Source organism: Halomonas halmophila (assembly GCF_006540005.1).
GTDB classification, from domain to species: Bacteria; Pseudomonadota; Gammaproteobacteria; order Pseudomonadales; family Halomonadaceae; genus Halomonas; species Halomonas halmophila.
This window is the reverse complement of the sequence record NZ_BJOC01000010.1, coordinates 135,774-148,730: the sequence shown is the minus strand read 5'-3', so window position 1 is coordinate 148,730 and position 12,957 is coordinate 135,774. Positions and strand designations below refer to the sequence as shown.

Annotated in this window: 10 protein-coding genes; 7 read left to right on the top strand and 3 right to left on the bottom strand. The window is 62.1% G+C overall.

Annotated elements, in window-relative coordinates; translation table 11 throughout:
• Positions 1–128: 128 nt before the first annotated feature.
• Positions 129–1,136, bottom strand: a complete 1,008-nt coding sequence (locus HHA01_RS02775) for a glutathione S-transferase family protein (RefSeq protein WP_141317577.1) — start codon at positions 1,134–1,136, stop codon at positions 129–131.
• Positions 1,137–1,211: 75 nt separating this feature from the next.
• Positions 1,212–2,129, bottom strand: a complete 918-nt coding sequence (locus HHA01_RS02770; protein ID WP_141317576.1) for a LysR family transcriptional regulator — start codon at positions 2,127–2,129, stop codon at positions 1,212–1,214.
• A gap of 100 nt (positions 2,130–2,229) precedes the next feature.
• Here HHA01_RS02770 and HHA01_RS02765 point away from each other — a divergent pair, with 100 nt between their 5' ends.
• Both HHA01_RS02765 and HHA01_RS02760 read left to right on the top strand, forming a co-directional pair.
• On the top strand, positions 2,230–3,084 hold the full coding sequence (locus HHA01_RS02765; RefSeq protein ID WP_141317575.1) for a pirin family protein: 855 nt from the start codon (positions 2,230–2,232) through the stop codon (positions 3,082–3,084).
• A gap of 406 nt (positions 3,085–3,490) precedes the next feature.
• Positions 3,491–5,230, top strand: coding sequence for a peptidoglycan DD-metalloendopeptidase family protein (locus HHA01_RS02760; protein ID WP_141317574.1), 1,740 nt, complete (start codon positions 3,491–3,493; stop codon positions 5,228–5,230).
• A 75-nt stretch (positions 5,231–5,305) separates the two neighbouring features.
• On the opposite strand, the gene HHA01_RS02755 is transcribed toward HHA01_RS02760, so the two are convergent.
• Positions 5,306–6,874 (bottom strand): L,D-transpeptidase family protein, encoded by a 1,569-nt coding sequence (locus tag HHA01_RS02755; RefSeq protein ID WP_246053790.1) that lies wholly within the window; start codon positions 6,872–6,874, stop codon positions 5,306–5,308.
• A gap of 219 nt (positions 6,875–7,093) precedes the next feature.
• Here HHA01_RS02755 and HHA01_RS02750 point away from each other — a divergent pair, with 219 nt between their 5' ends.
• The 5 genes from HHA01_RS02750 (at position 7,094) to HHA01_RS02730 (ending at position 12,944) form a co-directional block, all read left to right on the top strand.
• Entirely contained in the window at positions 7,094–7,822 is a 729-nt protein-coding gene (locus HHA01_RS02750; RefSeq protein WP_141317572.1) for a murein L,D-transpeptidase catalytic domain family protein, read from the top strand.
• 274 nt (positions 7,823–8,096) lie between these two features.
• Positions 8,097–9,446: an MFS transporter gene (locus HHA01_RS02745; protein WP_141317571.1), complete on the top strand. Its 1,350-nt coding sequence runs from the start codon at positions 8,097–8,099 to the stop codon at positions 9,444–9,446.
• Positions 9,447–9,677: 231 nt separating this feature from the next.
• Entirely contained in the window at positions 9,678–10,151 is a 474-nt protein-coding gene (locus tag HHA01_RS02740) for a peroxiredoxin (RefSeq protein WP_141317570.1), read from the top strand.
• A gap of 195 nt (positions 10,152–10,346) precedes the next feature.
• On the top strand, positions 10,347–10,778 hold the full coding sequence (locus tag HHA01_RS02735) for a GFA family protein (protein ID WP_141317569.1): 432 nt from the start codon (positions 10,347–10,349) through the stop codon (positions 10,776–10,778).
• Between the two features lie 258 nt (positions 10,779–11,036).
• Positions 11,037–12,944, top strand: coding sequence for a putative bifunctional diguanylate cyclase/phosphodiesterase (locus HHA01_RS02730; RefSeq protein WP_141317568.1), 1,908 nt, complete (start codon positions 11,037–11,039; stop codon positions 12,942–12,944).
• The last annotated feature ends 13 nt before the right edge of the window (positions 12,945–12,957 follow it).

Here is a 12,957-nt window from a genome sequence, read left to right as displayed (position 1 = left end):
GATGCCAGGGTGTGTGGTGTCAAGGGGTTTCTTCCAGGCGCGAAGCGCCGTTCTTCCTTCTTCAAGCGGCGCCAGCCGCGTTCTTCCCTCTTCAAGGCGCGTAGCGCCGTTCTTCCCTCTTCAAGCAGCTACGCTGCGTTCTGTCTGATCCCCTTCCCGACCAGCCGTTCGCGGTCGTGGGCGCGTTCGAGGCCCAGGACCGGCCCGGCGGGGACGATGCCGGTGGGATTGATGGTGCCGTGGCTGACGTAATAGTGACGCTTGATGTGGTCGAAATTGACCGTCTCGGCGATGCCCGGCCACTGATACAGCTCGCGCAGATAGTTCGACAGGTTCGGGTAGTCTTCCAGACGCCGCAGGTTGCACTTGAAGTGGCCATGATAGACGGCGTCGAAACGCACCAGGGTGGTGAACAGGCGGATATCCGCCTCGGTGAGCCACTCTCCGGCCAGGTAACGCTGCGTATCGAGGCGCTGCTCCAGCCGGTCCAGGGTCTCGAACAAGGCCGTGACATGCTTCTCGTAGACCCCCTGGTCGGTGGCGAAGCCGGCCTTGTAGACCCCGTTGTTGACGTCGTCATAGACCTCGGCGTTGACGGCGTCGATGGTCTCGCGCAGATCGGACGGGTACAGGTCCAGGCAGTTGCCGGTCACGTCATCGAAGGCCGTATTGAGCATGCGTACCAGCTCGGCCGACTCATTGTTGACGATACGCCCCTGTTGCTTGTCCCACAGCGCCGGCACGGTGACGCGGCCGGTATAGGCAGGGTCCGTCAGGGTGTACAGCTGATGATGAAACACCACGCCATTGAGCGGGTCGCCAGTCGAGCCTTCGTCGCGGTGGTAACTCCAGCCCTGGTCGAGCATCAGTGGGCTGGTGACCGAGACATCGAGCAGGGACGCCAGTCCCTTCAATCGGCGCATGATGAGCACGCGATGCGCCCAGGGGCAGGCCAGCGAGACATACAGATGGTAACGGCCAGCCTCGGCCGACAGCCCCGGTTGCCCATCCGGTCCCGGTGCGCCATCGCGGCTCACCCAGTCGCGTAACTTGGCCGACTCACGCACGAACTCGCCGCCATGGCGACGGGTGTCGTACCACTGGTCATGCCACTGCCCTTCAATCAACAAACCCATGCGGCTATCCTCCGATCATCGAATTGATGCCAGCTTAAGCCGAAAAGTTCGCTGCTCAAGCGCAGTTTTTGCCGCTCATTGTTCGACTTTTTCGACCCTTCGCCCATCGGGGCATGTCGCCACCGCCTCCCTCAGGTGCTGCGCCATGGCAAGCGTCGCCGGTCCGGCCCGATCCAGGTCGCGATGAATCAACTGCATCGGCGCCTCGCGGGTGCCGCCCACCGAAAGCGGCAAGGGCTTGAGGCGGCCGTTCTGCAGGGAGGCGGCAATCAGGGTTTCGGGGACCCAGGCGAAGCCCAGCCGCCGCTCCAGCATATCGATGGAGGTACTCAGGTGGCTGACGGTCCAGCGCTGCTCGGCCTTCAACCAGCCGGCATTCAGGGGCTGGCGCTGTGCCGAGTCACGCACCACCAGTTGGCGATGCTGTTCCAGGTCGCGCAAGTCGAGCACGCGCTCCAGCTGGTGGAGAGAATGCTCGGGATGCGCCACCGCAATGAAACGCACCGAGACCAGCGGCTCACCCAGAAAGCCCTGTGCCGCCAGCCCCGAGATGACCAGATCCGCCGAGCCATCGTAGAGCATTTCCACGCCCCCATTGAGCACCGACTCGTGCAACTGCACGCGCACATGCGGGTAGTCCCTCGAAAAGGCTTCCATGGCGCTCGCCAGTGCATCGGGCGGGAAGATCTGATCGACGCTCAGCACGACTTCCGCCTCCAGCCCTTCCCCGAGGCGTTCGGCAACATCCTCCAGCGCATCGGCATTCTCGAGCAACTGACGTGCCCGCCGCAGCAGGAGCTCCCCTGCCTCGGTCAAGCGTACCTGCCGTCCGGATGGCTCCAGCACCTCGACACCCAACTGTTCCTCCAGCTTGTGTACGGCGTGATTGAGCGTGGAAGGACTCTTGTGAACCACCTCGGCAGCGCGAGCAAAGCCACCATGGTCGACGACGGCGGCGAGCATCTGCCATTGAGCGAGCGTAACGCGAGACATTTTCGATTTCCTCGAATCAAAAGCGCAAATCTATGCGCTTAATTTTCGAAAATATTGGACTAAAATGCCACCCATACCCTCCAACGTGGAGATTACGACCATGACCACTCCCACTCTGCGCCCCGTCATTCGCCGCCGGCACAGCCATCCTTCGCGTGATGGCGATGGCGTGGCCATCCAGCGTCTGCACGATTTCGACGGCGGCATCGACCCCTTCCTGATGCTCGACGAGCTGATCGCAGCTCCCGAAAACGACGCCATCGGCGGTTTTCCGCCGCACCCCCATCGCGGCATTCAGACGCTGACCTTTGTCCTGCATGGCGGCTTGCGTCATGAGGATCACATGGGCCATCACAGCAGCATCGGCGCCGGTGATGCCCAATGGATGCATACCGGTCGCGGCATCATCCATGGCGAAACACCTTTCACGGATGACCAGGGTCTGCATGCCTTTCAGTTGTGGCTCAACCTGCATTCCCGGGACAAGATGAGCGCCCCCACCTATCGAGATGTTCAGGCTGCCGAGATGCCGCAGCATGCACAGGACGGCGCGACCCTGACGGCGCTTGGAGGCAGTTGGCAGGTCCTCGACGGAAAGCGTCTGAATGGCCCCCTCGATGCCCTGGCTGGTCAGGGCGCTGTCGCCCACCTGCGGCTCGACAGCGAAGCGTCCCTGAGCCTGTCGAATACCGCCACGACACTCCTGGCGCTGGTATTCGCGGGCAGCCTCGACGCCAACGGCGATTCCATTGCCCCGGGGGAACTGGCCACCTTCGGCCCCGGCGACACCTTGACGTTGACCGGCCGTGAAGCGACACAGCTGCTGTTGCTGGCCGGTGAGCCACATGGCGAACCCATCGCCCACCACGGCCCTTTCGTGATGAATCATCAACACGAAATCGAGCAGGCCATGCGCGATTATCGGGACGGCAGCCTGGCAGTTTCGCCCGCCTGATGAGGGCACATTCAGCGCCTCGTGCGCCCTGATTCAGCACCTGACTCCCTGGCTCTGAAAGCGGCAGCGGGCATCTCCGGGCTTTGGATTGCCACGCCGCTTTCATGGGAAAAGGCTTTATTAACGGTAGGTTGGAAGAATAACCCGATAAATATGCCAGATCGACAGTTCATGCTTGTTTTCGCCACACAGGCTTGCCAGGCGAGATGACGGCATGCCACGGTGCGGATTAGCAAACGCTGTTTGAATTGCTGACACACCTCTTGCCCCGGGCACTCTCGAGGCAAGCCGTTCGTGTACTGTAAAAATATATAGACTAGGCACTACCAGCTTGATCGGTTAAGGTTCGCATGCCTATTTCTATGTCATTTTTGTTTATTCATCACAGTCACAACGGCCCAATTACATGATGCGAATCCTTCATTCGCTGCCCCGCACGCACAAGTTATTGTTGTTACCGGTTGCCACCGTGGTCACCGTGCTGGGCGCTCACAAGATTGTCGCGACGCTGGACAAAGCCCAGTACGAACAGGACACGACCGCTCAGACCAAGACCATCATGATCCCGCTCGAGGCGGACAGCAGTCCGGGCGTTCCCTCCCTGGCCATGGACCAGACCCCGGTGTCCAGAGCGATCCATGCCGCATCACGCGCCATGGATGCAACCCGCCAGCACATCCCGCTCTCGCAACTCGACCCCAGCGAAGTGGTGAGTGCCGATTTCATCAATCCAGTTCACGCCAGTGCGGATAAGGCGGATAACCAGACGACACCCCGGGTCGAGCCTGCAGCGGCGCTTGCCGTCACCAGTGTCGAAAAGACCTCACCACTGCCGGACATCGACGAAAGCGCTCGACAGATTGCCGTGGTCCTGGGGAATCTGAACAGCGACACCCCGTCCAAAGATCCTCTGATGGTCGACGCGACCTCCTACGAGGATATCGACGAGGACGAGCTGCAGCTGTTCGACGACGGCCCGATCCAGCTGGCTCAGGCCATCGCCGCCGACGAACCCTTCGTCCCCGAATGGCAAACCTATACTGTCGAGTCCGGCGACACCTTCACCGAGCTGGCGCAGGAGCGCTTCGGCCTGGGCTATTCCGAGATCTCGAACCTGCTGGAAGAACTGCCAAAGAAGAAGCTGCTGACACGCTGGAACATTGGCGACCAGTTCGACTACCAGCTCAACGAAGCGGGCAAGCTGGCCAAGTTTCGCATCATGAGCAATGTCCGCGACGGCTTTCTGGTTACGCGCAGCAACGAGGGCCTGAAAGTTTCCACCATCGAGCGTGCCGGCCAGCAGACCCAGAGACTCTATGCCGGCACGGTCAGCGGCAGTTTCGCTCGTTCGGCGCAGGCCACGGGGCTAACCAGCTCGGAGGTCTCCAGGCTGTCGCACGTGCTCGAGAAAAAACTCGACTTCCGTCGCGACACCCGGCGCGGTGATCGCTTCGAGGTCCTGGTCGAGTCCGACATCATTGACGGCCATACTCTTGACCCGCGCATCCTCGCCGTCGACTATAACGGCTCACGCATGGACATCACCCTGGTGCGCAATCCGCAGGACAACAACTTCTACACCCCGGAAGGCAAGGGACTCAAGCCCTCTTTCAAGCGCTACCCGTTCGATGGCCAGTACCGCATCAGCTCGCCATTCAACCTGCGCCGCCACCATCCAGTCACGGGGCGCATCAGTCCGCACAAGGGGACCGATTTCGCCGTGCCCACAGGCACTGAGGTCGAGGCACCGGCTGCTGGACGTGTCGAACTGGTCGGGAATCACCCCGCGGCAGGACGCTACATCGTGATTCGTCACGACAATGGCTACAAGACGCGCTACCTCCACCTCTCCAAGCCGGTGGTAAGTCGTGGCGAGCGAGTCGAGATGGGCGAGCGTATTGCGCTATCCGGCAATACGGGACGCAGTACCGGCCCGCACCTGCATTATGAAGTCCTGGTCGACAATCAGGCCGTCAACGCCATGAATGTCGAACTGCCGGAAGGCGGCAGCTTGCACGGCGAGGCTCTGGCCGAGTTCAAGCGCAAGGCCGAACCCATGTTGGCAGCCCTGGAAAGCGGTCAGACAGGTACGGTCGTGGCCAGCGTCACCGACAGGGACGACAGCGACGACGACAGCGAAGGCTGACGCCCCGGCGACACTGCCACCACCAACGACGCGACGCCCCACCCTCCTCAGGACGGTGGGGCGTTACCGTCTGGATTATAGGGTGATCGGCTTGTCCAGCGCCTCCACCAGATCATCATCGCGTTCATAGATGTCCGGACGAAACGCCAGCTCCCCATCGGGCTCGGGCTGTACCGTCCAGTAATGCAATACCACCGGCACATGGCGGTCCAGCAGCACATTGCGTGTTTCCCCATCGGCCACCAGGCGACTGGCATCGGCTGGCGTACCGGTGTCGTCGAATAGTAGCTGGGCCAGTTCCATGACGCCTTCCACCCGAATACAGCCGGAGCTCAGGGCGCGTTTGGAACGCGCGAACTGCCCCCGCGACGGCGTATCGTGCAGGTAGATCATCTGGTCGTTGGGGAAACGCACGACCAGCCGGCCGAGCGGGTTACTGGCCCCGGCCTGCTGACGCAACATCACCCCTCCCGGATTCGACCAGTCGACACTCTGCGGATCCAGCCGCTCGCCCGAAGGGCTCAGCACCGAGAGGTTCTGGCGCTGAAGATAGCCGAGATCACGCCGCACCTTGGGCAGCACGTCCTCGCGCATGATGGTCGGCGGTACCGTCCAGGTGGGATTGATGGTCAAGTGCGTGATTTCCGAACGCATTGACGGCGTACGACGATACGGCCGCCCGACCACGACCCTGGAACGCCAGGTCTCGCCATTGGGACGGAAGTAGCGCAGATCATAGCCGGCAATATCGACCAGCACGAACGACTCGGGCAGGCCATGCAGCAACCAGCGTGCCCGCTCCATGTTGGCGCGAATCTGGTCGATGCGCTGATCGACGCTCATGTTCAGCGCCTTGAGCGTCCGGGGGCCGACAATGCCATCGTCAGCCAACAGGTGGTGACGCTGAAATCGTTGTACGGCTTCGACCAGGGTGTCGTCATAAGCGTGGGGGTTCGGCGCCTTCAGCTCGATGGTCGGATAGAAACTGGCGTCCGCCGCCGCGACCTCCGTATTGCCGATGGCCGCCAGCCGCTCGCGCAGACGCTCGACACTCTCGCCGCTGTCTCCGGGGCGCAGGACATCCTCATGCTTCAGGGTCGGCCAGCCTCCCTGTCGATCGATGCGGCGATAGTGCGCCAGGCCCTCGCGCAGCTGTTGGTAGGGGTCGAAAGAGGGGCGTGCCTGATCGAATGCTGCCTCGACGTTTCCCTTGTCCAGGGCCTGTGAAATAGCCGCCATGTCCAGGTCCGGGGGCTCGACATCCAGCTCCCAGTCAGAGGAGAGCCGCTGCGGATCCACCTTGCCGCGTTGCAGATGCGTCAATGCCATCAACATAGTACGGCTGGCGTGGATTTCGAAGCGTGCCCTGGCCTCGGCATTGGTAGGATCCGCGAGCGCCGCCCGCGCCTTCTCCTGTAATTCACCGGGCCGATAATCCTCGGGGACGAGGCCATCGGCATCCAGCTTCCCGAGGGCCTGGACCAGGGCTTCCACGCGCTGGGCATCCTGCCAGATGGGCCGTTCACTGCGCACCTGGTACAGCCGGCTCAGTCGCGCTGAGGCATCGGCCAGCTGCGTCTGCCAGGCCTCGCCCGACAACGCTCCAGGCGCCTCCGACTGGGCCAGGGCCGGCGCAGCCAGCATCAGCCAGCCTCCCAATGCCAGAACCTTGCGACATCGGGCTGTTCGACAAACATCGGCGGCGAACATGAGGTAATCTCCCTGCAAATAGTCGACAATATTGGCCATCCTGGCCAATATTGCCATAATACTGCCTTGAGGCGCCGCTTCAACACGCGCCAGGACGAATCCTTCGCTGGACCCAGGGTCCAGTCCAGATGATCACCGACGGGAACTCGCGGGATGTCATATTACAAGCTCCGTCAGGGTGTTGGCTGCCTGCTGACCGGTGCCCTGGCGCTGTTTATCTCTCCGCTGCAGGCGGGCGACTTCATGGACCAGGCCTACTCCCCCCGGCAATTCGATCACTCTCCTCTGGCACAGGAACTGACGCGTCTGGCACCGCAAGCCAACCCCGGCGTACTCCATCTCGCGGCACGCGCCCTTGACTGTGCCGATCCCGGCGCCGAGCGTCTAGCGGTCATCGACTTCTCGCTACCCTCCACCGAGCCCAGGCTCTGGGTCTTCGATCTGGACCGAGCGCGTCTCATGTTCCGCGAACTGGTCTCCCACGGGCAGGGCTCCGGCGACAACATGGCCACCACCTTTTCCAACATTCCCGAAAGCCATCAGTCGAGCATCGGTCTGTTTCGCACCCTCAACAGCTATCAAGGCAGCAACGGCTACTCCCTGCGCCTCAAGGGGCTGGAGCCGGGTGTCAACGACCGTGCCTATGATCGGGCCATCGTCATGCATGGCGCCAATTATGTCAGCGAGGAATTCATCGACAAGGCCGGCCGCCTGGGACGCAGCCACGGTTGTCCGGCGGTGCGTCAGGAAGTGGCCCGCCCGCTGATCGACAGCATCAAGAATCAACAGTACCTCTTCACCTATTACCCCGATCAGGAATGGCTCCGACAGTCCAGCTATCTGAACTGCCCCGAAGCGAATAATCACTTCGCCATGCAGTGAAGGCGGCCTTTTCGGCACCATGCTGGGGCAGCCCTTCCATGAACCGCACCCCGTTGCGTCATTGCTGTCCATGCCGCCTCGTCTCTTTCGTCACATAACGTCAATAACCTGCTGATAAAAAAGCCATTCTCTGAGAATGGCAGGATCCATGCCTCTTCAAGGGAAAGCAGTGGCGGACGTGGACCAGGCCCCTGGGGTACGAGTGCGTCGAACCCGACCTTCAATGACGAAGGCCCGGCTCGTGTTGTTCGACAATCACTCGACGAGGCTCTTCATGGAAATCCGCAACAAGGCCAACAGGATTCGCCTGTTCACCCTCAAGACGCCACAGATGCGCGCCTTCCACTTCTCGTGGTTCGCCTTTCACATCTGTTTTTTCGGCTGGTTCGGCATCGCCCCACTCATGGCCGTCGTACGTGACGACCTGGGCCTGACCAAGACACAGATCGGCAATACCATAATTGCCTCGGTGGCCATCACTGTGGTGGTGCGCCTGGCCATCGGCGTGCTCTGCGACCGTATCGGTCCACGCCGCGCTTACACCTGGCTGCTGTGTCTGGGCGCCCTGCCGGTGATGAGCATGGCACTGGTCGAGAGCTTCGAAGCCTTCTTGCTGGCCCGTCTGGCCATCGGCGCCATTGGCGCCTCCTTCGTGATCACCCAGTACCACACCTCAATCATGTTCGCCCCGAATGTGGTCGGCACTGCCAACGCCACTTCGGCAGGCTGGGGCAACCTCGGCGGCGGCACGACCCAGATCCTGATGCCCTTGATCTTTTCCGGCATCCTGATGCTCGGCGTCAACGAAGCGCTGGGCTGGCGACTGGCCATGGTGGTACCGGGTATCGTGCTGTTCCTGTGCGGCATCGGCTATTACTTCTTTACCCAGGATGCGCCCGACGGCAACTTCGAGACACTTCGCGCGCGTGGCGAACTCCCGGCCGCCAGGGGGGAGCACGGCATGGGCCAGAGCTTCGCCACGGCTGCCCGGGACATCCGGGTATGGGCGCTGTTCGTGGTGTATGCGGCCAGTTTCGGCGTCGAGCTGACCATCAACAACATCGCGGCCATCTACTTCTTCGACAACTTTGACCTGACGCTGGCCACCGCCGGCCTGATCGCCGGCCTGTTCGGTCTGATGAACGTGTTCGCCCGTACCCTGGGGGGCATCTTCTCCGACCTGTTTGCCCGCAATAGCGGCCTAAAAGGCCGGGTCCGCTGGCTGTTCATTGCCATGCTCTGCGAGGGCATCGCCCTGATGTTCTTCTCGCAGATGCATGTGCTGACCCTGGCCATTGCCATCATGCTGGTGTTCAGCCTCTTCGTGCAGATGGCGGAAGGGGCGACGTTCGGGGTCGTACCCTTCATCAACAAGAAGGCACTCGGTGCCGTGGCCGGCATCGTAGGCGCAGGGGGTAACGCCGGGGCCGTGGCGGCCGGCTTCCTGTTCCGCTCCGAATCGCTCAGCTATCAGCAAGGACTGTTCTACCTGGGAGTTGCGGTCATTCTCGCTGCGCTCTGCGCCCTGGTGGTGCGCTTCTCCCCCGAAGTCGAGGCGGAAGAATCGGCGGCTTACCGAAATGCCGCCGGCGACGACGCGTCCGGCGCCCTCTCGCTGCGTTGAGAGTGGCCGTCCGGGCCCTGCCCTCGGTGCAGCAAGGCGCCGGGGGCGTTTTGCGTTCTCCAGACAGCAAAGACTGGCACCACCATCCATCCCGACGGGTCAGCCCCAACCGCCAGTGTTGCGGTGATACCCCGGCTCACCACGTTGCACAGCCTCTCATATATGGCCATGCTGGACCTGCACAGAGCGGCGGCGTCTCGCCGTCTCTATCCAAAGTGAAAGGAGCCTGAAATGACGATCGCCATCGGTGACCGCATCCCCGACATCACCCTCAAGACCAACGGCGACCAGGGACCGCAGGACATCGCCACCGGCGAGCTCTTCGCCGGCAAGCGAGTCGTGTTGTTCGCCGTTCCCGGTGCCTTCACTCCCGGCTGCTCCAATACCCACATGCCGGGCTTCGTGGTCAATGCCGACAAGCTTCTCGACAAGGTCGACGTGGTGGCTTGCATGGCCGTCAACGATGCCTTCGTGATGGACGCCTGGCAGAAGGACCAGAACGCACAGCAATTCACCATGCTGGCCGACGGCAACGCCGAGTTCGCCCGCGCCCTCGGGTTGGACATGGATGCCAGTGGTGGCGGCATGGGTACGCGCAGCAAGCGCTTTGCGCTGATCGCCAATGACGGTGTGGTGGAATACCTCGGCGTCGATGCCAAGGGCGTCGACCAGAGCAGTGCCGAAACGGTCCTCGGCCAACTCTGAACACACACCTCGCTATACTGAGCACAGGGTCCGGCGCTTCTCCCAGGCAGGTAATCAGGCTACATTGGCCGAGTACGCCCACTTGCCCCGGCGCCGCCCCGACCGGTCGTACCAGCTGCAGGTAGGGGCGAATCCCTACCTGTCTTTTATTCACTTGGCGGCCGAGCAAGGTGCTCGGCCATGCTGGAGATAACCATGAACGATGCCATGACACTGCGCGGCAGCTGCCTGTGTGGTGCCGTGTCGCTCGCCGTCGAGGCCGAGCGCCAGAACGTCGTCGCCTGCCACTGCCGCATGTGCCGCATCTGGGGTGGCGGCCCCCTGCTGGCAATGGAATCCGTGCGTCGCGTGACGCTGGAAGGCGAGGACCAGGTCAGCCTTTACGCCTCTTCCGAATGGGCCGAGCGCGGCTTCTGCCGACACTGCGGCACCCACCTCTTCTACCGGCTCAAGACCGGAGAGCATTACGGCGTGCCGGCGGGCCTCGTCGACCAGGGGGAAGCCTGGACGCTGGATTCACAGATATTCATCGACGAAAAACCTGCCTGGTACCATTTCGGCAATGACACCCACAACCTCACCGGTCAGGAAGTCTTCGCGTCATACCAGCCCCCCACGGATTCATGACGCCGCCGACCTCGGGCTAGCCGGTCCACCATCTTGGACAAGCAGCGTGCGGGATACCATCCTTGGAAGATGGCATTCGGCCAGCTGGATGGCCCTGCTCCTTGTTCAGGATGGCGACGGGCTGTTGCACGCTACCCTCTCGACAAACGTCACCCGGCCCGATAACGACAAACGGCAACCAATCCGGTGAAACAAACATACTTGTTGGGTCCCAGGACGATTTTGCACTGGATAGAACGTACGGTACACAGCCGGTTCGTGAGCGGCTTTGTTCCCGACGAGCTGAAGAGTACCGACTCGATCGACGAGTACCGCGCACGACTGCTGGTGATCTTCGCCATCGGCGTGGTGGCGATCGGTTGGTGTGCCTCTGCTTTCTACCTGTTCATGACCGCCTACCTGGCCTGCCTGATTGCCGTGGTTGGCGGATTGGCCATCCTGTGCGGGCCGCTGCTCATGAAAAGCCGGGGCAACCTGGGCCTCGGTGCCCTGGTGGCGACAACTGGACTCTTCGGCACCGTTTTTGCCTTCTCCTGGCTAACCGGCGGCATCGCGGCTCCCAGCCTGTTATGGATGGTGACGGTACCCATCTTTGCGCTGGTGATTCACAGTACCAGTGCCGGTATCGGCTGGGCGCTGCTGGTCATACTGGCAGTCGGGGGCTTCTATGCTCTCGAGCCTCGCAGCCTATCCGCCTGGGTCCCGCACCCCTTTGCCATACCGGAGCTGCATCTACTGAAGTTCGTCGCGGTAACCAGTGTGGCCGTGGTCATCCTGCAATTCGCCCTGATATATGGCTGGCTGCATGGACGTTGGAACCAGAAACTCGTGGAGGCCCGCGATGCTCTCGCCTATCGGGCGTGCTTCGACCAGTTGACCGGCCTGCCGAACCGCGAGGAATTCCAGCAACGCTTCATGACGCGCATCATCGCGGCACGGCGCGACGGCGCCCCCTTCTGGTACGGATTTCTCGATCTGGACAACTTCAAGGCCGTCAACGACAGCCTGGGTCACCCCGGGGGCGACCGCATCATCGACCTCGTCGCCCGCCGCCTCCACTACGCCTTGCGCGAAGGCGGCTCGATCGGCCGCATCGGTGGCGACGAATTCGGTATCCTCATCGACATCGATCCGACGGGAGACGACCGGCAAGACCTGCTCGCCCGTTTGACGGAGGCCTTTTCGTCTCCCTTTGACATCGACGGGGCCAATGTCCGGTTAGCCGCGAGTATCGGGCTGGCACGCTCGGATATTCACGACTTCTCCGCACACAGCGATGAAGACGTCCTGGAGATCCTGCACCGCACGGCCAACCGCGCCATGTTCCGCGCCAAACAGGTCCCGGGCCCCCGTATCGAGTACTTCGACCCCCTGGATCGCGGCGAAAGCGATCGCCGGGTTCAACGTGAGAACGCCATCCGTGAAGGCCTGGCACAGGGGCAGTTCGAGGCTTATTATCAGCCCATCGTCGAAATACCGGGTGGCAGGCTCATCGGTGCCGAGGTGCTGGCGCGCTGGAATCATCCCGAACACGGCCTTCTGGGGCCCGACGAATTCCTGCCCCTCGCCTTGCAATCGCCCCTGATTCATGACGTGGCCGACGCTCTGGCCGAGGCGCTGTGCCGGGATCTGGCCTCGACGCGAATGCGTGAGCCCCATGCGCCCCCTCTCGCCCTGCAGGTGAACCTCAGTCCCGAACAGCTCTATGCCATGGAGCGGCTGGAACCCTTGATCTACAGACTGACAGTCAACTGTCAGGAAGCGGTCGAGATGCGCTTCGAGATCACCGAGTCGGAGTGGACGAAGAACGAAGAGGGCTTCGAATGGCTGAAATCCCTGGGCGTTGACCTGATCATCGACGACTTCGGCAAGGGCTACTCGTCGCTGTCACGCCTGGCGCACATGCCGTGTCGCGGGCTGAAGCTCGACCGCGAGTTTATCCAGGATATCGATGCTACTCCCCAGAATCAGGCTCTGGTGCGTGCGGTCGTCCAGATGGGACGCGCACTCGACTTGAGCGTCGTTGCCGAAGGCGTCGAAACGCAGGCAGAACTCGACGTCATCCGCCGGGCCGGCGTCGACATCGTCCAGGGCTTTTATTTCGCCAGACCGATGCCTTTCCAGGCGTTGCTCGATTACCGCGACGGCTCGCGACAAGCGTCATGAGGCAAGGGAACAG